Consider the following 19,197-nt stretch of genomic DNA (forward strand, 5'->3'; position numbering starts at 1 on the left):
AAGACCGACGCCGTCAAGGGTGGCCTGCTCGTCGGCACCGCCACCATCACCGCCCAGATCAAGTAACACCCAGCACCACCAGCGGGACACCACCGCAGCACCACGACGCGAAGGCGCCGCCCCCGAACCCGGGGACGGCGCCTTCCGTCGTACCGCCCCGCGGGCGCCGGACGACCCGTGGTCAGCGCCGCCGCCACCACCGACGCGGTCGGGCAGCGGCCTCCGCCGCCGCACGCTCCGCGGCGGCCTGCTCGTCGGCGGCGCGCCGGGCGCCGCGACGCTCGCGCCACCGCTCGACCTCGGCGTCGACGTCGCGCATCGGGGTCACCACGGGCGGCCCACCGAGCAGCTGCCGTCGGGCCTCCTTGACTCGCGCGTTGAAGTCGACGAGGACCGCGCGGACGTCGTCCTCGACGGCGAGCGCGTCGAGGTGGTCGTCGAGCTCGGCGTCCTCGGTCCGCAGGGCCAGGGCGGGCGGGGCGATGCCGCGGATGTCCTCGCGCTCGATCTTCGCCTTGATCCACCAGTCGGGGTCGTGGCGTCCGTCGTTCCCGGGCAGGGGCTTGCCGTGGTACGGGTTCCCCTCGAAGAGCCCGCGGCGCTCGGCTTCCTCGATCCGGGCGCGGGCGTGCTGCTCGACGTCCTGCAGCCGCAGGAGACGGCGTTCCTCGCGGACCTCGTCCGGGTCGAGGGAGCCGCGCTCGATCTCGCTGTCCACCAGCTGCTGGTACCGGTACCGGGCGGCTCGTCGCAGCCGGTCCATGCGTGCGTCGACGTCGTTCATCGCCCGTCCATCATGCCCCCGACCGCCGACGGACGGTCGGGGACGGTCCGCTCAGCCGTTCGACGCGGGATCGGAACGTCCGAGGGCGACGAGGTCCACCGTCGAGTGCATGGCATCGCTCCCGCTGTGGGCGCTCGTCCTGATCTTCGTGGCCGGCGCCGCGGTGATCTGGGTCGCGGGCATCCAGCTCTCCAAGACCACCGACGTCCTCGACGACCGCCTGCACCTCGGCAGTGCGCTGGGCGGGCTGATCGTGCTGGCGGTCGCCACGAACCTGCCCGAGATCGCGATCACGGTCAGCGCGGGCCTGTCCGGCAACATCGAGGTGGCCGCGGGCAACATCCTCGGCGGCATCGCGCTGCAGACCGTGGTGATCGCGATCCTCGACGCGTTCGGCAAGCGGGGGAAGGGCGTCAAGCCGATCACCTGGCGCGCCGCGTCGCTGACCCTGGTGCTCGAGGCGGTCGTCGTCGTGGCCGTGCTCGCCGTGGTCGTCGCGGGCAGCCAGCTGCCGCCGGACCTCGTCGTCGCTCGGCTCACCCCCGACGTCGTCCTCATCGCGGCGATCTGGGTCGTCGGACTCCTGCTCGTGCAGCGCGCCGGCAAGGGGCTGCCGTGGCACCAGGACGGTCGGGCGCCCGACGCGTCCCCGCACGCGTCGGGCCACCGCACGCGCAAGCAGCAGCAGCCGCGGATGAGCACGCGGAAGGCCGCGGTCGTCTTCTCGCTGTCGGCCCTGGCGACGCTGGTGGCGGGCGTCGTGCTCGAGCGCGCCGGTGACGCCGCGTCCGAGCAGATCGGCCTGTCCGGGGTGCTCTTCGGCGCCACCGTGCTCGCGCTCGCGACGAGCCTGCCCGAGATCTCCACCGGCATCCAGGCGGTGCGGCAGGGCGACGACAACCTGGCGGTGTCGGACATCTTCGGCGGGAACGCGTTCCTGCCCGTGCTCTTCCTCGTCGCGACGGTGCTCTCGGGCAAGGCCGTCCTGCCCCAGGCGAACGCCAGCGACGTGTACCTCACCGCGCTGGCGGCCCTCCTGACGATCGTCTACGCGGTCGGCCTGGTCTTCCGGCCGCAGCGTCGGATCCTCGGGATGGGCGTCGACTCGTTCGTCGTGGTGGTGCTGTACCTGCTCGGCGTCGCCGGCCTCGTGGCCATCACCCTCGGCTGACCGCGGTCGGCCGGCCCAGGGTCAGGCCTCCTCGGCGACCTCCTCGATCGTCAGGGCCGCCTGGATCAGGGCGAGGTGCGACAGCCCCTGCGGCAGGTTGCCCATGAAGTCGCCGTCCTCGCTGATCATCTCGCTGAACAGGCCCACGTCGTTCGCCTGCCCGACCATGTCGTCCATGAGCGCCCGGGCGTCGTCGACGCGGCCCGTGCAGGCCATCGCAGCCGCCAGCCAGAAGGAGCACGCGACGAAGGGGGACTCCTCGGCGTCCATGCCGGTGTAGCGGTAGACGAGCGGTCCGCGCTGCAACTGCTCCTCGACCGCGCGGATGGTGGACGCCATGCGGGGTCCGCGGTCGAACGCCGACATCGCGTGGATCAGGATCGAGGTGTCGAGTGCCGTCGATCCCGGGTACATCACGTAGTGGCCGAGGTCCTCGTCCCAGCCGTGCTCGCCGACCCACTGTTCGATGAGCTCGCGGTTCTCGATCCACTTCTCGCGGGGGCCGTCGATCATGCCGGCGTCGTGCAGCTCCACCGCGGCGTCGAGCGCCTGCCAGCAGCCGATCTTGCTCGACGTGTAGTGCTGCGTGTCCTCGAGCTCCCACATGCCGGAGTCGGGCTCCTCCCACCGGTGGCAGGCATCGTCGGCCAGGCGCTCGAGCACCCCGGCCGTCTGCCGGTCGAGCACGTTCCCCGCCTTCACGTACTGCCGGAGGATCTCGAAGACGTCCCCCCACACCCCGAGCTGCAGCTGGTCGCCGGCACGGTTGCCGATCGTGACCGGCCCGATGCCGTTCCACCCGGGGACGTCGCGTTCCTCGACCCCGTCGGTCTTCTTGCCGTCGAGCTCGTAGAAGATCGGCATGGTCTCGTCGTGCTCGGCGATGGTGCGCATCACCCACGAGACCGCCGCGTGCGTCTCCTCGCGCAGGCCGAAGCGGGTCAGCGCGTGCACCGTGTACGACAGGTCGCGGACCCAGGCGAACCGGTAGTCCCAGTTCTTGCCGCCGGTGCGGTCCTCGGGCAGGCTCGTGGTCGGCGCGGCCGCGATCGCTCCGGTGGGCGAGTAGATGAGCAGCTTCAGGGCCAGGGCACTGCGCTGCACGGCGTCCGACCAGGGGCCGTCGTAGGAGAACTCCTCGGACCACGTCGACCAGTTCGCGATCGTGCGGTCCACGGCGTCGAGGGTGCGCTCGGGCTCGGGCAGGAAGATCGGTTCGTCGTGCGTGCCGACGATGGTGAGGATCGACTTCGACCCCTCGGTGGCGGTGAAGCGCCCGGAGAACCGGGGCCCGTCGTCGTGCACCGGGTCGAACCCGTGCTCGACGATGGCGATCGTGACGCCGTCGATGCCGATCACGGTGCCGTTGGCCGTGTCGAGGCGCTTCGGCTCGGCCGTGTTCAGCAGGGTCCCGGGGACGACCGCCCACTCCATCTCGACCGAGCCGCTGACGCCCTGCACGCAGCGGGCGACCTCGGCCCACGGCAGCCGACCGGCGACGCCCGTCACCATGGCGTCGGTGACGGTGCAGGACCCGGACCCGGTGGTCCAGGTCGAGACGAGGACGTTCGTACCGGGCAGGTACTCGCGCTCGACCGTGGCCTCGCCCGTCGGCCGGAGCGCGATGTGCCCGCCGTGCTCCGGGTCGAGGATGCTGGCGAACACCGGCGGCGAGTCCATCGACGGGATCGGCAGCCAGTCGATCCGTCCGTCCCTCGCCACGAGCGCCACGGTGCGACCGTCGCCGATCGCGCCGTAGGAGCGCAGGGGCACGTAGCCGTCGGTGCGTTCCTCGTTGTCGTTCGCGTCGGGGGTGTCGCGTGTCCGCTCGGTCATGGTGCCAGCCTGCCCGGTGGACCGGCCCGGCCATCAGCCGGACGTACCCCGCTGTGGACGGGCGAGGTGCGCCTCCCGGCTGTGCAGGAACGCTCCGCCGGACCGCGACACGCCCGGCCGACTTGTGCAGCCCGGGCGTGTCGCACTACTGTCGGTCCTCCTGCCCGACGGGCGGGACCGCCCGCCCCGGGCACCCGTGGAAGGACCGCGATGCACGCCGCACAGCACAGCAGCCGCACCGAGCGACAGCTCGGTGCGCTCGTCGTGCTGTCCGCAGTGCAGTACGCGAACCAGTCCCTCCGCGAACCCGCGTAGGCACGCGCCGTCCCCGACGTCCCGTGCCCACCCGGCCCGGGGCGTCCCTCCCGTCGTTCCCTTCGTGTCCGTGCAGCCGCACCGACCGGAGGACACGGGTCCCGTCCGCCCCGGACCGTCACCGACGACCACCGGTCGTCACGACGACCACCGGTCGTCACCACGACGACCACCGGTCGTCACCACGACGGCCGACCGGCCGTCGTGGCACCGTCACGACGAAGGACGAGACCGTGAAGAAGATCAACGACAAGCTCCTGAGCTGGGCATCCCTGCTCGAGGAGAACACCGAGCAGCAGGCGCGGACGACGGCACGGATGCCGTTCGTGTTCCCGCACCTCGCGCTCATGCCCGACGCCCACCTCGGGCTCGGTGCGACCGTGGGGTCGGTCATCCCGACCCTCGGCGCGGTCATGCCGGCGGCCGTCGGCGTGGACATCGGCTGCGGCATGATCGCGGTCCGGACGCAGTTCTCGGCCGCCGACCTGCCGACGGACCTGCAGCCCCTGCGCGAGCAGATCGAGCGGGCGGTCCCGCTGTCGGCCGGCGCGTCGAACCGGAAGGTCGTCGCGACGGCGGCGCCGCGGATCGCGGAGCTCGAGACCTTGGCCGAGGCCGCCGGGTTCGACCCCGCCGGCGCCCACGGCGGCTGGCGGGGCCAGCTCGGCACGCTCGGGTCCGGCAACCACTTCATCGAGGTCTCCCTCGACGAGGAGGACCGGGTCTGGCTCTTCCTGCACTCCGGGTCACGGGGCGTCGGCAACAAGATCGCGCAGCGGCACATCGCGGTCGCGAAGCGGCTGATGCAGCGCTGGTGGATCGAGCTCGCGGACCCCGACCTGGCCTACCTCGTCGAGGGCACGCCCGAGTTCGACCGGTACATCGCCGAGCTCCGGTGGGCGCAGCACTTCGCCCTGCTCAACCGGGAGGAGATGATGGACCGCGTCGTCCGGCAGCTGTCCGAGGTGCTCGGGACCGCCGTCGACGAGCAGGAGCGGATCAACTGCCACCACAACTTCACCCAGCGCGAGACGCACTGGGGGAAGAGCGTCTGGGTGTCCCGGAAGGGAGCCATCCAGGCCGCCGCAGGGCAGCCGGGGCTCATCCCGGGCTCGATGGGCACGGCGTCGTACGTCGTCGAGGGCCTCGGGAACAAGCCGTCGCTCGAGTCGTCGCCGCACGGCGCCGGTCGGCTCTACTCGCGGTCGGCGGCGCGGCGGACCTTCACCCACGACGAGCTCCGCGCGGCGATGGTCGGCATCGAGTACCGGGACACCGACGCGTTCCTCGACGAGATCCCGGCGGCGTACAAGCCGATCGACCAGGTGATGGCCGACGCGACGGACCTGGTGCGGGTCCGGCACACGCTGCGGCAGGTCGTCAACGTCAAGGGCGACTGACCGCCGGACGGGAGGCGCGGTGCGGGCCCGCACCGCGCCTCCCGTCCGCCGCACGGCATGCCGGGGCGCGCACGCTGCGGACACCGCTCCACGCGTCGGGCACGCTCGAAGGGTGAGCGACCAGGCGGAACGAGCAGCACGCGAGACCGGACGACAGGCGAGGCGCATCGCCGACAGCAGGTGGTTCGAGGCGACGGCCCGTGCCGGGTACGTCGGCAGCGGCATCGTCCACCTGCTCATCGGCTACCTCGTCGTGCTGCTCGGCCTCGGCGACGCGTCGTCCGGCAGCGAGACCGACCAGTCGGGTGCGCTCCAGCAGCTCGCCGCGGTGCCCGGGGGCATCGTCCTGCTCTGGGCGGTCGCCGTGGGCACCGCGGCGTTGACCCTGCGACTCCTGCTCGAGGCGGTCGTCGGCGGCCGGTCGGACAGCGCTCGCGGGTGGGCCGCCCGGGGCAAGGACGTCGGCAAGGCGGTCGCCTACGGCGCGGTGTCGTACTCGGCGGCGTCCTTCGCGCTCGGCGCCGGCCGGAGCTCCAGCGGGTCGAGCCGCAGCGCCGCGGCGCAGGCCCTCGCCACGCCGGGCGGGGTGTTCCTGCTGCTCGCCGTCGCCGCCGTGGCGATCGGGATCGGCGTCGGGCTCGTCGTGATCGGCTGCCGCCGGTCCTTCCGGAAGCACATCGTGCGGCCACCGCACCACCTCGACCGACCGGTGACGGTCCTCGCGGTGGTCGGGTACGTCGGCAAGGGCTTCGCGGTGGCCGTCGTCGGCGTGCTCGTCGCCGTCGCCGCGCTCCGCAACGACCCGGAGCAGGCCACCGGGCTGGACGCCGCGTTCGACGCGGTCCACCGGCTGCCGGGCGGGACGGTGCTGCTCGTGGCGATGGGGGTCGGGTTCCTGGCCTACGGGGTGTGGAGCTTCTTCCGGGCACGGTTCGCCCGCCTCTGAGCGTCCGTGCACGTGGCGGCCGGTAGACGGGGGGGCATGCACACCGACGCCGTGACCGGCCCCGTGACCGTCTTCTGCGACGAGCAGGCGGTGCTCGCGGAGAGCATCGTCTGGGACCCGTCCGCCGAGCGGCTCCGGTGGACGGACATCACGCTCGGTCTGCTGACGACCGCCCGCATCGACGGCACCGTCGAGTCGAGCGTCGCCCTGCCGCCGCCCCTGGCCAGCTTCCAGCCGCGCGCCGGCGGTGGCTTCGTCGCGGCCCTCGGCGACCGGGTCGTCCTCACGGACGAGCGCGGTGTCGTCGAGCGCGAGCTCGTCCGCGTCCAGCACGCGACCGACGCGATGCGGTTCAACGAGGGCAAGTGCGACCCGTTCGGCCGCTTCCTCGTCGGCAGCATGGACCTCTCCGACCAGGACCCGGCCGGGGCACTCCACTCCGTCGAGCCGGACGGCACCACCCGCGTGCTCCGTGGCGGCTTCGGGGTCACGAACGGCATCGAGTGGTCGGCCGACGGCAGCGTGATGTACGTCACCGACACGAGCACGTCGACGATCTACCGCGGCTCCTACGGGCCGGACGGCGAGCTCGGCGAACTCGAGCCCTTCGTCAGCGGCGCCGCCCACGACGGGCTCGTGCGCGACGACGAGGGGTGCTTCTGGACCGCGGTGTACGGGTCCGGGCGGGTCGAGCGGTGGGACGCGGCCGGTGCGCACCTCGAGACGGTCGAGGTGCCGGCCCCGAACGTCACCTCGGTGGCGTTCGGCGGACCGGACATGTCGACGCTCTTCATCGCGTCCGCCCGTGAGAACAGCACCGAGGAACAGCTCGAGCAGTACCCGCACTCCGGGGCCGTCTTCGCTGTGCAGACCCGCGTGCACGGCAGCCCCGCTTCCGCGTTCGGCGGCTGAACGGACGGGTATCGTGGGCGGTCGCCGAGATCCTGGAGGCCGACGTGCACGATGCCGACGACAGCTCACCCGAGCCCGCGCCCGACCCCGCCGGCGAGCTCTCCCGGTCGGAGGACGCCGACGTCACGGTGCGGGTGGACCGGATCGCGGTCGACGGCACGTACGTCCGGGTGAGCTCCATCGGTCAGCCCGGTGACCGCGCGTTCGTGCTCGTCGCGGGGCTCGGGATCGCGGCGACGTACTACGAGCGCCTCGCGCCGCACCTCAACGAGAACGGTCCGGTGCACGCCCTCGACCTGCCGGGCTTCGCCGGGGTGCCGAAGTTCGGGGGAGCGGTGTCGATCGAGCGCTACGCCGACGCGGTCGAGCACGTCCTCCGGGAGCTCCGGCTCGCGGACCCCGTGCTGATCGGTCACTCGATGGGCACCCAGGTGGTCACCGAGGTCGCCGCGCGCAACCCGCACATCCGTGACCTCGTGCTCATCAGCCCGGTCACCGACGACCGTGCGCGCACGATCCCGAAGGCGGCGTTCCGCTTCCTCCGCTCGGCCCTGCACGAACCCGCCGCCGTCCGCTGGCACGCCGTGACGGCCTACGCGCTGTGCGGCTGGCACTGGTTCCGCCGGGTGCTGCCGCAGATGATCGCGTTCCCGATCGAGGACCGCGCACCGCACGTCCGTGCCCGGACGCTGATCGTCCGCGGCGAGCACGACGCGCTCGTGCCCCGTGACTGGATCCGGTCGCTCGCGCGGGTGTTCCCGCACGCGGTGCTCCGCGAGGTCGTCGACGGAGCGCACTCGGTCATGCACGCGCAGGCGGACGCGGTCGCCCGGCTCGCGGTGGCGCACGTCGAGGGACGCATCACGGACCGCGGGGTCGGGTCGCTCCGGCGCGTCCGTGACGACACGACGTCGTCGGACCTGGCGCGCCTCGGGCCGAAGGACGCCTGGTTGGTCGTGAAGTCGCGCTTCACGGAGCTCTTCGGCATGGCGGAGGGCGACGACGAGCAGCTCGAGCGCGCGAAGTCCGCGCACGCCGTGGCGATGGCGGACGGCGACGGCATCCCGGTCGACCCGGACGACCGCCGGGCGGTCGTCGACGAGGTCGCGCCGGAGGTGCGGAAGCACGACTGAGCGGCGCGTCCCGCGCCCGACGCGACGGCCTGGAGGCGCGACCCGCCTCCGCAGGCCAGCGCCGCGCCTCCAGGCCGTCGCCGTCAGCGCCGGGTGGTCCCGCAGGCCGCAGCTCCAGCCGCAGCCGCAGCCGCGGCGGCTACGCCGCGATGCGCCCGGGCAGCATGTCCCGCGTCAGCGCGTTCGCCTCGGCGAGGACCGCGCGCGCCTCGTCGGTCTTGTCGGACACGTTCCAGAGGAGCACCCCGCGCACGGTGTCGTCGTCGTCCAGGTAGTAGACGACGCCCGTGGTGAGCGGTTCCTGCCAGTCCTCGACCGTGTGCAGCTCGGTCGAGACCTGCCCGACGGCCTCGTACCCGGCGTCGAAGACGTTGCTGTAGAACATCGGCGTGTGGTCGTACGTCTCGTCGGCGTCGGCCAGGTTCCGGCCGGCCTGCCGACCCTGCTCCTTCGCGTTGTCCACGTGCTCGACCCGACGGGTGCCGAGGATCCGGTCCGGGTACTCGGCGACGTCGCCGGCCGCGAGGACCGCGTCGTCGTCGGTGAGCAGCGTGGACGAGACCACGATGCCGTCCCGCACGGTCAGTCCCGCGTCGGCGGCCAGGTGCGTCTGCGGCTCGATGCCGAGGCCCGCGACGACCGCGTCGGCCTCGAGGACCGAGCCGTCGTCGAGGGTCAGCACGACGCCGTCGCCCGACTCCGTGCCGGACTCGACGCGACGACCGGTCCGCAGCTCGACCCCGTGGTCGGTGAAGCGCTGCTGGAACGCCTCGGCGAGGTCCTGCGGGAACATGTGGCCGCCGAGCACCTCGTCCGGGGTCACGAGCGTCACGCGGGCACCGTTCTGCACGATGCCGGCCGCGATCTCGGTGCCGATGTAGCTGCCGCCGACCACGGCGACGTGGGCCCCGGCGTCGGCGAGCTCGCGGAGCCGGCGGTAGTCGTCGGCGCTGCGGAAGTCGAGCACGCGCGGTGACGGCGACAGGCCCGGCAGGCTGCGCGGCTTCCCGCCGGTGGCGATCAGCAGCCGCTCGTACCCGTGGGTCTCGCCGTCGTTCGTCGTGACGGTCTTCGCGGCACGGTCGATCGCCGTCACCACGGTCCCGAGCACGAACGTCGCGCCGGTCTCCTCGGTGTGCAGGTCGACCTTCTCGTCCCAGCTGAACTCCGGGTCGGTCCAGAGCTTCTTGGACAGGGCCGGACGCGCGTACGGCCGGTCGTGCTCCTCGCTGACGATCCCGATCGAGCCGTCGGCGTCGATCTCGCGGATGCCGCGGGCGGCCGCGTCGGCGACCATCCCGCCCCCGACGATGAGGTAGCGGAAGTCGGTCATGGGTCTCCTAGATGGTGGCGACCGAGCCGGAGTCGACCCGGTAGTTCGAACCGTTGACGAAGCTCGCCAGGTCGGAGCACAGGAAGGCGACGACGTTCGCGACCTCCTCGGGCTCACCGCGGCGGCCGAGCTCCATGTACGGACGCTCCTCGTCGAGGAAGCTGGTGATCGCGTCGTCGAACGAGGTCCCGAGCTGCTTCGCGCGCTTGTCCATCATCGCGTCGGTCATCGGTGTGTGGATGAACGCAGGGCTGACGGTGTTCACCAGCAGGCCCTCCGACGCGTAGGAGCGCGAGAGGCCCTTCGCGAACGACAGCACGCCGGCCTTCGCGGCACAGTAGGGCAGTTCGTCGTCGTACGGCTGCGAGGCGTCCTCGGACACCAGGTAGACGATCCGACCCCAGCCGCCGTTCCGCAGGTCCGCGATGAACTCGCGGGTGATCCGCACGGGACCCATGAGGTCGACGTCGATGGTGTCGAGCCACCCCTGCTCGTCGATCTCGTGGAACATGCCCTGGGCGCCGGTGACGCCCGAGGACTGCACGAGGATGTCGATCTCGCCGACGGCGTCGCGCACCTTCGTGTGCAAGGCGGCGAGGCTGTCGGCGTCCGTGACGTCCGCCGCGAAGGCGAACAGTCTGCCGGGCGGCGCCTCGAGCTGGTCCGCGCTCGTGTCGAGGCGTCCCTGGTCGAGGTCGGTGACGACCACGGTCGCACCCTCCGCGAGGAGGATGCGAGCCGTGTTCCAGCCGATGCCGGAGTCGCCACCGAAGACGAGCGCGACCTTGCCGGTGATGCCGAGGTCCACGGAGTGGGTCCTACTCGTGCTCGGAGGCCTCGGCGACGGCCGGGGTCGTGGCGGCGGCGAGGGGCGTCCGCGGCTCGCGGTTCTCGGCCGAGACCATCCAGGCGAGCTGCTCGAGGCGCTCGATGAAGCCGTGGAGCAGGTCCGCGGTCGTCGGGTCCTCGTCGTCGACCTCGTCGTGCACGTCGCGCATGGTGCCGGTCGTCTGGTACAGGCGCAGCGTGATCTCGTCGATCGCGTCGTGCGTGTCGATCTCCCCCTCGGGGAACGCGTCGAGGTGCGTGCCGGCGGCGACCGTCGCGGAACGGCCGTCCGGAACGGCGTAGAGGGCGCGCATGCGCTCGGCCGTGTCGTCGGCGAACTCACGGGCGGCGTCGACGATCTCGTCGAGCTGCAGGTGCAGGTCGCGGAAGTTGCGGCCGAGGATGTTCCAGTGCGCCTGCTTGCCCTGCAGGTGCAGGTCGATGAGGTCCACGAGGACCTTCTGGAGGTTTGCGGCGAGCGTGTCCGATGCGTGCATGATCGGCTCCTTTCGCGGTCGGTGACCCTTCCGGTCTACGCGGTCACGTGTGGAGCACTCTCAGAGCACGTGGAACCGGGGTGTCCCCCGCGGTGCCCGTCGAAGGCGTCAGTGCGGGGGTGTCGGGTCCACCTGGTCGACGGCGTCGCGCATGCGCTCCAGGAAGTGGGCGACCACGCGGGCATCGTCGGCGGACAGGCCCTCGGCGATCGACATCATCCGTCGGTGCATGATGCCGAGAGTCGCCCGGACCTCGTCGTCGGTCTCGGTGGTCGGGGTGATGACCAGTGCACGACGGTCCGTGGGGTGCGGATCACGGCGGACGTGGTTCGACCGCACGAGCCGGTCGATGAGGATCGTCGTCGAGGCCGACGAGATCTTCAGGTACGCGGACAGGTCCTTCGGCTTGACGATCCGTCCGGCGCGCTGCGCCTGCAGCAGGTAGCGGACGGCCAGCAGGTCCGTCTCGCCCATGCCCATCGAGTCGCGCGTCCGGCGACGCATCGCGGTCTCGGCGGACCGGTAGCGGCGCAGGGCGTTGAGCACCGCGACACCGCGCTGGGTGGCGTCGTCGTCGGGGAACCAGTACCCCGACGGCTCCGTGATCTCCTGCGTCGACATGCCGATCAGGGTAACCCGTCTGGTATCTCGGCTGTCTAGTGGCCGGGCGATCGAGGGACGGACTGGAGGCGCGGTGCCAGCCGGCACCGCGCCTCCAGTCCGACTCCTGTCGCCTCTCGGCGACCGGTGCGGCTAGGCCGCTGCGCGCTCGTCCGCCGCGTCGGCCAGGGCGCGGAGTGCGCCCTGCACGAGCTCGACGACCTCGGCGTCCTCGCGCGGGTGGGTCTCGGCGAACCGGACCACCGACTGCGGGATGGCGACCTTGACGTCCTCGAGGACCTTCGCCCCGGCGATGCCGGCCGACTTCCGTGCGTCGTCGTGGGCCCAGACGCCGCCGTACTGACCGAAGGCCGAACCGATCACCGCGAGCGGCTTGCCCGACAGCGGCGAGGCGCCGAACGGACGCGAGCCCCAGTCGAGCGCGTTCTTCAGGACGGCGGGCATCGTGCCGTTGTACTCGGGCGTGACGAGGAGCACGGCGTCGGCGGTCGCGACGGCGTCGCGGAAGGCGACCGCGGCGGCGGGCGGGGTGTCGCCGTCGATGTCCTCGTTGTAGAAGGGCAGGTCGACGATGCCGTCGAAGGTCGTGAGCGTGGTGCCCTCGGGGGCGTGCTGCTCGGCGGCCTCCGCGAGCTTCCGGTTGATCGAGCCGGCGCGCAGGCTGCCGACGAGGACGAGGACGTTCGTCATGGGGATCCCTTCTCCTTCGTGACCGTACGGTCACGAAATGGTGTCAGCGACAACCAAGGCATCTCCTGGGCGTGGCATTCCCGGCGTCACCCGGTCCTGTTCCCGCCGCCGGGACCGATCGGTACGGTGGCCGGGTGAGCACGCCTCGGACGCCCGCCAGCAGCCCGCGCACGACCGACCCCGACTGGTGGCGCCAGGCCGTCGTCTACCAGGTGTACCCGCGGAGCTTCGCGGACACCGACGCGGACGGCCTCGGTGACGTCGCCGGCATCACGAGCCGCGTGCCCTACCTGGCGTCGCTCGGCGTCGACGCGGTCTGGCTGTCGCCCTTCTACCCGTCGCCCCTCGCCGACGGCGGCTACGACGTGGCGGACTACCGCGACGTCGACCCGCGGCTCGGCACGCTCGACGACGTCGACGCGTTCATCCGGACCGCGCACGAGCACGACATCCGCGTCATCGTCGACGTCGTGCCGAACCACACCTCCGACCAGCACGAGTGGTTCCGTGCGGCGCTCGCCGCGGCTCCGGGGTCGCCCGAGCGTGCGCGGTACGTCTTCCGCGAGGGCAGCGGCGAGTCCGGCGAGCTCCCGCCGAGCGACTGGGTGTCGAACTTCGGCGGCAGCGCGTGGACCCGCGTGCCGGACGGGCAGTGGTACCTGCACCTGTTCGCACCGGAGCAGCCGGACCTCGACTGGACGAACCCCGAGGTGCGCGCGGACTTCGAGCACACGCTGCGCTCCTGGTCGGACCGCGGCGTGGACGGCTTCCGCGTCGACGTCGCCCACGGGCTCGCGAAGGACCTGTCGACGCCGTACCGGCCGTCGAACGAGCAGGCGCTGCCGCTCGACGGCTCCGACCCGCTGTACGACCGCGACGAGGTGCACGAGATCTTCGCGACGTGGCGTGCCGTCCTGGACGAGTACGACCCGCCCCGCGCCGCGGTCGCCGAGGCGTGGGCTCCCGCTCCGCGACGCGTGCTCTACGCACGGCCGACCGAGCTCGGTCAGGCCTTCAACTTCGACCTGCTCGAGTCGCCCTTCGACGCCGGGTCGTTCCGCACCATCATCGAGCGCAACCTGTCGGCGTCGGAGCAGTCCGGGGCGTCGAGCACCTGGGTGCTGTCGAACCACGACGTCGTCCGGCATGCGACGCGGTACGGGCTCCCCGAGGGCACCGACACCGACGCGTGGCTGCTGACCGACGGCACCGACCCGGTGCTCGACCGCGAGCGGGGCGTCCGTCGTGCGCGTGCGGCGACGATGCTCGTCCTCGCGCTGCCCGGGTCGTCGTACGTCTACCAGGGCGAGGAGCTCGGGCTGCACGAGGCCCCCGCGATCCCGCACGCACTGCTGCAGGACCCGAAGTGGATCCGGACCGGGCACACCGTCAAGGGCCGGGACGGCTGCCGCGTGCCGATCCCGTGGACGCGCACCGGGCCGTCGTTCGGCTTCGGGGACGTCGCGCCGCACCTGCCGCAGCCCGACGACTTCGGGGCCTCGTCGGTGGAGGCCGAGGAGGACGACCCCACCTCGACGCTGTCGATGTACCGGGAGGCGACCGCGGCGCGACGGCGGCTCCAGCGCGGCGAGGAGCTGACGTGGACCGAGGCCGGCGACGACGTCGTGGCCTTCGCCCGGCACGACGGGTGGCGTTCGGTGACGAACTTCCGCACGACCCCCGTGGCGATGCCCGAGGGGGACGTGGTGCTCGCGTCCGGGCCCCTCGACGCCGGCGACGGACTGCTGCCGGGGGAGACCACCGTCTGGCTCGGCTGACCGGAGCCCGTTCCTGCACAGGGTCGTCCTGACGAGGCACCCTCCCCAGGGTGTTGCGTCGGCGTCCGGCCGCGGTGGGCGGCTCGCAACGATCGGGGCATGACAGCAACCGAGCAACGAGCATCCGCCCCGCCGCCGCCGACCCCGACGCCCGTCCGGCGGTGTCGGGGTCGGCGGACCGCCGCCGTCGTCAGCGTCCTGACGGCGGTCGGCGTCCTCGCCGCCCCGGCCCTCACCCCGTCGAGCTCCTCCGCCGACACGCTCGCGTTCCCGTACGTGCACGACTTCTCGTCGAGCGACGGCGGCACGCTGAGCGGGGACGCCCGGATCGTCGACGACCGACTCCGGCTCACCGACGACGCGCAGAAGCAGGCGGGTGCGTGGTCGACGGACGACACCTTCCCGTCGGACCTCGGTCTCGAGGTCGAGTTCGACTACGCGATGTACACGACCTCGACGGACGAGGGGGCGGACGGGCTGCTGCTCTTCCTGGCGGACGGCGCGGCACCCCAGGGCGTGGGCGCCTACGGAGCCGCGCTCGGCTACGCGTGCCGCTCCAGTGCGACCCAGGGCGACGTCTACCCGTGCGACCTGCCCGGCGTCCCGGGCGGTGTCGTGGCGGTCGCGCTCGATCGGTACGGCAACTTCTCGAAGGCCCTGAACGAGTCCGGTCCCGGTCCCCGTCCGGACTCGGTCGTGGTGCGGGGTTCCGGCGACGACGTCACGGGGTACCGGTACGTCGAGGGCGTGTCGGCGCCCGGGGGGACGCGGACCGTGGGCCGCGGCACCCGCAAGGTCCGGGTCACGCTCCAGCCGGACGGTCCGGGGAACCTCGCGATCTCCGTGCGCATGGAGGTCAACGGCGTGATGAAGACGGTGCTCGACCGGGTCCCGCTCGCCGGCGACGGTCAGGCACCGCTCCCCGCGACCCTCCGCCTCGGGTTCAGCGCGGCGACCGGCAGCCACGTCGACGTGCACGAGATCGACGCGTTGCGGGTGTGGCAGCCGGCCGACCTCGCCGTCTCCCAGGACATGCCGGCGAGCGCGGTCGCGGGGAGCGAGTTCCGCTACGAGGTGCACGCGCGCAACGTCGGCGTCAACGACTCGGACCCGAGCCCGCTCCGCGTCGAGGTGCCCGACGGACTGCAGGACGTGTCGTGGACCTGTGCACCCGAGGCCGGGTCGGGCTGCGTGACCGCGAGCGGCACCGGCGACGTCGCGACCGGCCTCGACCTGCCGCGGGGTGGTTCCGCGGTCGTCACCGTCACAGGACGGGTGGCGCCGGACGCCACCGGTCCGCTCGAGAGCACCGCCACGATCGCGCCCGCGTCTCCGCTGGCCGACTCGGACGAGACGGACAACACCTCGGTCGTGTCGGCCGACGTCGTCCAGCCGCCGCCCGCCACGAACGCCCAGGTGGAGACGGACAAGTCGGTCACGCCGTCCGTCGGTGTCGCCCCCGGCGACGCGCTCGAGTACGTCGTCACCGCGCGGAACCGTGGTCCGGCGACCGCCGCCGACGTCGGGGCGGTCGACCGGCTGCCGGACGCCGTGCGGTTCACCGGCTCCGACGACGGCTGCACGGCCGACGGGCAGCTCGTGACCTGCCGGTCCGGTCGTGCCCTCGGCGTCGGCGAGTCCGTGGCCTTCCGGATCCGCGCCGTGCTGGACCCCGACTACCGCGGTGACGGCTCGGACGTGGTGAACGTGGCCACGGCGACGTCCCCGAGCGACCAGGACGGCGGTGATCCCTCGCCCGAGGTGAGCATCGGCGTCGTCGTCCCGGGTGGCGACGGCGGTGGTGGCGACGACGGCGGTGGTGGCGGTCGCCCGTCTCCGACCACCGGGCCGTCCGCGAGGCCCACGACGGCGTCCGGCGTCGGGGGCGACGGTGCGGGCGGCGGTCCGGCGTCGGCGGGTCGCCCCGGCTCGCTCGCCTGGACCGGTGCCGATGGACTCGGGCTGCTGGGCACGACCAGCGCGGCGGCGGTGCTCCTCGGCGGTGCGGTCTGGTGGGTGCGGCGACGGCGGGCCGCGATCAAGGGCTCTGCCGGATCGAGCGAGTAGCCGGCGGGGACCCGGACCGGGCGGTCGGCGCTCGGTCCGGGTCCAGTCGCCCCGGCGGTAGACTCGGGGTCACGATCCGCTCGCCCGAAAGAGGTCCCGTGTCCGACTCCGTGGACGACGTCGGCCAGCGCTCGCGGTACTGGCCGATCCCCGTCCTCCGGGCAGTCCCAGCCGCGATCGTGGCCGTCGTCATCACCTTCTCGTCCAACCACGCCGCGGGCTACGGCCTGCTGCTGTTCGGCGCGTTCGTGCTGGTCGACGCCCTCGTGCTCGGGTTCGCCGGTCTCCGGCGGCTGCCCCTGGACGGACGCTCGCGGGCGACGACCCTGGCGCAGTCGGTCGTCGGTCTCGTCGCCGCCGTCGCAGCGTTCGCGACGAACGGCATCGGTCTCCCGGCCTTCATCACGATCGTGGTCGGCTGGGCGGTCCTCGGCGGTGGACTCGAACTCGCACAGGGAATCCGGTCGCGCGGCCGGTCCCCGTTCACCCGTGACTGGACGACCGTCGGGGGACTGACGCTGCTGCTCGCGGTGGCCTTCCTCCTCACGCCGCCCGACTACTCCCAGCAGCTCGGTGGTGTCGAACGCGTGACCGGGACCCTGGACGCGGCGATCGTCCTCGTCGGCCTGCTCGGCGCGTACCTCGCCATCGCGGCGGTCTTCCACGTGATCGCCGGACTCTCGCACAAGTGGGGAACGGCAGCCCCGGCTGCCGCCCCGGACGGAGCACCACACGCATGACCACTCCCAGCCGTCGCGACCGCCTGCGTCCGGCCGAGCTCCTCGTGATCTCGGCGATCGTCGCGGTGTTCATCGGAGCGGTCGTGCTCTTCTCGACCCGGGAGTTCGAGCTCGCCCTGGTCTTCCTCGGGATCGCGTTCATCGTGGTCGTCGTGGTCCTCGCCATGCTGCAGCTCGCGACCTCCAGCGACCAGGACGACAACGACATGCTCGGCGGCCACAAGTCGCCGAGCGAGCGGACCGAGGGCGACGAGTTCCACTGACGCAGACAGCGTCGCCCCGTCGACGCTGACACGCCCGGGATCACGATTCCGCCACGGTCTCGTCATGATCGCTGCGTCTGCGACACCTCTGGAGTGAAGGGGGTGGGATGTGGACGTGACCACGGAGACGGACGAGGCGATCGTCCGCGGCATGGCCTCGGGCGACCGAGGGGCGCTGGCCCGTGCGTTCGACCGGTACGCCGCCACCCTCACCCGCTACGCGTGGGCGCTGGTCGACGACCGGCAGGACGTCGAGGAGATCGTGCAGGACGCGTTCCTCACGCTCTGGCAGCGCGCGGCCACGCTCGAGCTCCCGGCGGACACGATGCTGCCGTGGCTGCTCGTCGTCTGCCGGAACCACGCGTTCAACGCCGGACGGAAGCGCACGAAGCACCGCGCCGACGAACTCCCCGAGACGCTGCCGGCTCCCGAGGACCACTCGGAGGCCCGTGAGCGACTCCGCTGGGTGCGCGACGAGATCGCCGCGCTCCCCGAACTCGACCGACGGATCTGCGAGATGTGCCTGCTGGACGGACGCTCGTACGCCGATGCCGCGGCGGCCCTCGGCCTGAGCGTCGGAGCCGTCACCCAGCGCGTCTCGCGCAACCGACGCCGACTCAGGAAGGTGGTGATGCAGGATGAACACTGAACCCCCCGAGGGGGACGAGCTGCAGCGGATGCTCGTCTCGATGAAGCAGACCGTGCTCGAGCGCGCCGCACCGCGCCCGAGGCGACGCCACGGCCGTGCCGGCGTCGCGGTCGGTGTGGTCGCCCTGCTCGCACTGGGGACCGCGACCGGTGCGGTGGCGCTGACGCTCTCGCAGCAGGACCGCCCGGCGGCCGCTCCCGCACAGACCACGGAACCGGTGCCCGCTCCGTCGGCCACGACCCCGTCGTCGGCGCCGATCACCGGCCGACCGACTCCTCGACCGGTCCCGACGCCGACCGCGCCGACCGTCGCGACCGTGCCGACCTCCTGCCGCGACACGGTGCCGGCGGAGGACTACGACCGGCTGTTCGGTGCGACACCGCTGACGGAGATGGTCGCGTCCGATCCCGATGGGACCGGCACCGGCACGGACGACCCGGAACTGGCGGACCTCGGCGAGGCTCCGGCGATCACCTGTCGGTGGATGGACCCGCGGGCCGACGTCAGTGGGCTCGAGATGCGGATCGGCCCGGCGCTCCCCGACGCTGCCGACGTCCTGCGCAGCGGTCCGCACCAGTGCGCGGAACAGGACCAGGGGCTGATCTGCCGGGCCACGACCCCGGCCGATCCGTACCCGGTCGACCGCGTCACGACCTGGTTCGTGCGGGACGACACCTACGTGACCGTGTCGCAGACCAACTTCCCGACGAACGGCCTGCTCGACGCCGTCGTCGGGGAGATCTGGGGGGACTGACGGCCTGGAGGCGCGTGGGGACCCGACCCCGCGCCTCCAGTCCGTCGGTGGGACGCGCACAGCGCGACCTTCCTCGAGATCTCAGCCCACTCTCGCCGCGACGATGTCGCGGGCGAGCGTGCGCGTCGCCCGGTTCGGCTCCGCGCCGGACCGCATCGCGAGCCCGATGCGCAGCGGTTCGACCTCGTCCTCGAGCTCGATGACCGCGCCGTCGTGCCGGACGCCCGAGTCCGGGACGACCCCGACGCCCAGACCGGCGGACGCGAACCGGATCACCGCCGGCATGTCGTTCATCTCCGCGACCACCCGTCGCCGGATGCCGAGTCGATCGAGTGCGGCGTCGAGGATCATCCGGTTGCCGAACCCGTGCGCGGTGTCGATGAACGGCTCGCCCGCGAGTTCCGCCAGCGACACCGACGCCCGTCCGGCGAACGGGTGGTCGGCGGCCGTGAACACCCGGAAGGGCATCTCCCGCAGCGG

At 72.5% G+C, this 19,197-nt stretch carries 19 protein-coding genes; 11 read left to right on the top strand and 8 right to left on the bottom strand.

The window, feature by feature from the left end:
* Positions 1 to 181: 181 nt before the first annotated feature.
* Positions 182 to 784 (bottom strand): DUF1992 domain-containing protein, encoded by a 603-nt coding sequence (locus tag H7A69_RS14440; protein ID WP_182047619.1) that lies wholly within the window; start codon positions 782 to 784, stop codon positions 182 to 184.
* Positions 785 to 893: 109 nt separating this feature from the next.
* On the opposite strand from H7A69_RS14440, the gene H7A69_RS14445 reads away from it, so the two are divergent.
* Positions 894 to 1,955: a sodium:calcium antiporter gene (locus H7A69_RS14445; RefSeq protein ID WP_182047620.1), complete on the top strand. Its 1,062-nt coding sequence runs from the start codon at positions 894 to 896 to the stop codon at positions 1,953 to 1,955.
* A gap of 21 nt (positions 1,956 to 1,976) precedes the next feature.
* Here H7A69_RS14445 and H7A69_RS14450 read toward each other — a convergent pair whose 3' ends face one another.
* Entirely contained in the window at positions 1,977 to 3,791 is a 1,815-nt protein-coding gene (locus H7A69_RS14450; RefSeq protein ID WP_182047621.1) for a glycoside hydrolase family 15 protein, read from the bottom strand.
* A gap of 548 nt (positions 3,792 to 4,339) precedes the next feature.
* Here H7A69_RS14450 and H7A69_RS14455 point away from each other — a divergent pair.
* The 4 genes from H7A69_RS14455 (at position 4,340) to H7A69_RS14470 (ending at position 8,497) form a co-directional block, all read left to right on the top strand.
* The gene (locus H7A69_RS14455) at positions 4,340 to 5,506 is read left to right on the top strand and encodes an RtcB family protein (RefSeq protein WP_182047622.1); all 1,167 of its coding nucleotides are present in this window, start codon (positions 4,340 to 4,342) and stop codon (positions 5,504 to 5,506) included.
* Between the two features lie 112 nt (positions 5,507 to 5,618).
* A complete protein-coding gene (locus tag H7A69_RS14460; RefSeq protein WP_182047623.1) occupies positions 5,619 to 6,452 on the top strand; it encodes a DUF1206 domain-containing protein in 834 nt (277 codons plus the stop codon).
* A gap of 36 nt (positions 6,453 to 6,488) precedes the next feature.
* The gene (locus H7A69_RS14465; RefSeq protein WP_182047624.1) at positions 6,489 to 7,364 is read left to right on the top strand and encodes an SMP-30/gluconolactonase/LRE family protein; all 876 of its coding nucleotides are present in this window, start codon (positions 6,489 to 6,491) and stop codon (positions 7,362 to 7,364) included.
* 44 nt (positions 7,365 to 7,408) lie between these two features.
* Positions 7,409 to 8,497 carry an alpha/beta fold hydrolase gene (locus tag H7A69_RS14470; protein ID WP_069711931.1) on the top strand — a complete coding sequence of 363 codons (1,089 nt, stop codon included), beginning with the start codon at positions 7,409 to 7,411 and terminating at the stop codon, positions 8,495 to 8,497.
* Between the two features lie 139 nt (positions 8,498 to 8,636).
* Here the strand turns inward: H7A69_RS14470 and H7A69_RS14475 are convergent, their stop codons facing one another.
* From H7A69_RS14475 to H7A69_RS14495, 5 genes are all read right to left on the bottom strand, one after another.
* Positions 8,637 to 9,830, bottom strand: a complete 1,194-nt coding sequence (locus tag H7A69_RS14475; protein ID WP_182047625.1) for an NAD(P)/FAD-dependent oxidoreductase — start codon at positions 9,828 to 9,830, stop codon at positions 8,637 to 8,639.
* Positions 9,831 to 9,837: 7 nt separating this feature from the next.
* Positions 9,838 to 10,638, bottom strand: coding sequence for an SDR family NAD(P)-dependent oxidoreductase (locus H7A69_RS14480; protein WP_182047626.1), 801 nt, complete (start codon positions 10,636 to 10,638; stop codon positions 9,838 to 9,840).
* A 10-nt stretch (positions 10,639 to 10,648) separates the two neighbouring features.
* Complete coding sequence (locus H7A69_RS14485) at positions 10,649 to 11,155, bottom strand: Dps family protein (protein WP_182047627.1); 507 nt, start codon at positions 11,153 to 11,155, stop codon at positions 10,649 to 10,651.
* Between the two features lie 108 nt (positions 11,156 to 11,263).
* The gene (locus H7A69_RS14490) at positions 11,264 to 11,776 is read right to left on the bottom strand and encodes a MarR family winged helix-turn-helix transcriptional regulator (RefSeq protein ID WP_069711935.1); all 513 of its coding nucleotides are present in this window, start codon (positions 11,774 to 11,776) and stop codon (positions 11,264 to 11,266) included.
* 132 nt (positions 11,777 to 11,908) lie between these two features.
* On the bottom strand, positions 11,909 to 12,466 hold the full coding sequence (locus H7A69_RS14495; protein WP_069711936.1) for an NADPH-dependent FMN reductase: 558 nt from the start codon (positions 12,464 to 12,466) through the stop codon (positions 11,909 to 11,911).
* A gap of 134 nt (positions 12,467 to 12,600) precedes the next feature.
* Between H7A69_RS14495 and H7A69_RS14500 the strand changes: the two genes are divergently transcribed.
* The 6 genes from H7A69_RS14500 (at position 12,601) to H7A69_RS14525 (ending at position 18,717) form a co-directional block, all read left to right on the top strand.
* The gene (locus H7A69_RS14500) at positions 12,601 to 14,244 is read left to right on the top strand and encodes a glycoside hydrolase family 13 protein (protein WP_182047628.1); all 1,644 of its coding nucleotides are present in this window, start codon (positions 12,601 to 12,603) and stop codon (positions 14,242 to 14,244) included.
* Between the two features lie 99 nt (positions 14,245 to 14,343).
* A complete protein-coding gene (locus tag H7A69_RS14505) occupies positions 14,344 to 16,311 on the top strand; it encodes a lectin-like domain-containing protein (RefSeq protein WP_182047629.1) in 1,968 nt (655 codons plus the stop codon).
* Between the two features lie 98 nt (positions 16,312 to 16,409).
* The gene (locus H7A69_RS14510) at positions 16,410 to 17,051 is read left to right on the top strand and encodes a hypothetical protein (protein ID WP_182047630.1); all 642 of its coding nucleotides are present in this window, start codon (positions 16,410 to 16,412) and stop codon (positions 17,049 to 17,051) included.
* Positions 17,048 to 17,314: a hypothetical protein gene (locus H7A69_RS14515; protein ID WP_182047631.1), complete on the top strand. Its 267-nt coding sequence runs from the start codon at positions 17,048 to 17,050 to the stop codon at positions 17,312 to 17,314. The genes H7A69_RS14510 and H7A69_RS14515 overlap by 4 nt, the downstream gene beginning before the upstream one ends.
* A gap of 115 nt (positions 17,315 to 17,429) precedes the next feature.
* Positions 17,430 to 17,963: an RNA polymerase sigma factor gene (locus H7A69_RS14520; protein WP_259346248.1), complete on the top strand. Its 534-nt coding sequence runs from the start codon at positions 17,430 to 17,432 to the stop codon at positions 17,961 to 17,963.
* On the top strand, positions 17,953 to 18,717 hold the full coding sequence (locus H7A69_RS14525; RefSeq protein WP_182047633.1) for a hypothetical protein: 765 nt from the start codon (positions 17,953 to 17,955) through the stop codon (positions 18,715 to 18,717). Before H7A69_RS14520 ends, H7A69_RS14525 begins: the two co-directional genes overlap by 11 nt.
* 81 nt (positions 18,718 to 18,798) lie before the next feature.
* On the opposite strand, the gene H7A69_RS14530 is transcribed toward H7A69_RS14525, so the two are convergent.
* A partial coding sequence (locus tag H7A69_RS14530; protein ID WP_182047634.1) for a LysR family transcriptional regulator substrate-binding protein occupies positions 18,799 to 19,197 on the bottom strand: 399 nt, incomplete at its 5' end.

Origin of the sequence: Curtobacterium sp. ME26, assembly GCF_903970945.1 — a bacterium.
Classification (GTDB): domain Bacteria; phylum Actinomycetota; class Actinomycetes; order Actinomycetales; family Microbacteriaceae; genus Curtobacterium; species Curtobacterium citri.

Bases quoted from the DNA above. Each gene is read 5' to 3' on its own strand.
- H7A69_RS14450 (WP_182047621.1), bottom strand. From the start codon at position 3,791: ATGACCGAGCGGACACGCGACACCCCCGACGCGAACGACAACGAGGAA.
- H7A69_RS14515 (WP_182047631.1), top strand. From the start codon at position 17,048: ATGACCACTCCCAGCCGTCGCGACCGCCTGCGTCCGGCCGAGCTCCTC.
- H7A69_RS14485 (WP_182047627.1), bottom strand. From the start codon at position 11,155: ATGCACGCATCGGACACGCTCGCCGCAAACCTCCAGAAGGTCCTCGTG.
- H7A69_RS14440 (WP_182047619.1), bottom strand. From the start codon at position 784: ATGAACGACGTCGACGCACGCATGGACCGGCTGCGACGAGCCGCCCGG.
- H7A69_RS14475 (WP_182047625.1), bottom strand. From the start codon at position 9,830: ATGACCGACTTCCGCTACCTCATCGTCGGGGGCGGGATGGTCGCCGAC.
- H7A69_RS14495 (WP_069711936.1), bottom strand. From the start codon at position 12,466: ATGACGAACGTCCTCGTCCTCGTCGGCAGCCTGCGCGCCGGCTCGATC.
- H7A69_RS14490 (WP_069711935.1), bottom strand. From the start codon at position 11,776: ATGTCGACGCAGGAGATCACGGAGCCGTCGGGGTACTGGTTCCCCGAC.
- H7A69_RS14465 (WP_182047624.1), top strand. From the start codon at position 6,489: ATGCACACCGACGCCGTGACCGGCCCCGTGACCGTCTTCTGCGACGAG.
- H7A69_RS14445 (WP_182047620.1), top strand. From the start codon at position 894: ATGGCATCGCTCCCGCTGTGGGCGCTCGTCCTGATCTTCGTGGCCGGC.
- H7A69_RS14505 (WP_182047629.1), top strand. From the start codon at position 14,344: ATGACAGCAACCGAGCAACGAGCATCCGCCCCGCCGCCGCCGACCCCG.
- H7A69_RS14525 (WP_182047633.1), top strand. From the start codon at position 17,953: ATGAACACTGAACCCCCCGAGGGGGACGAGCTGCAGCGGATGCTCGTC.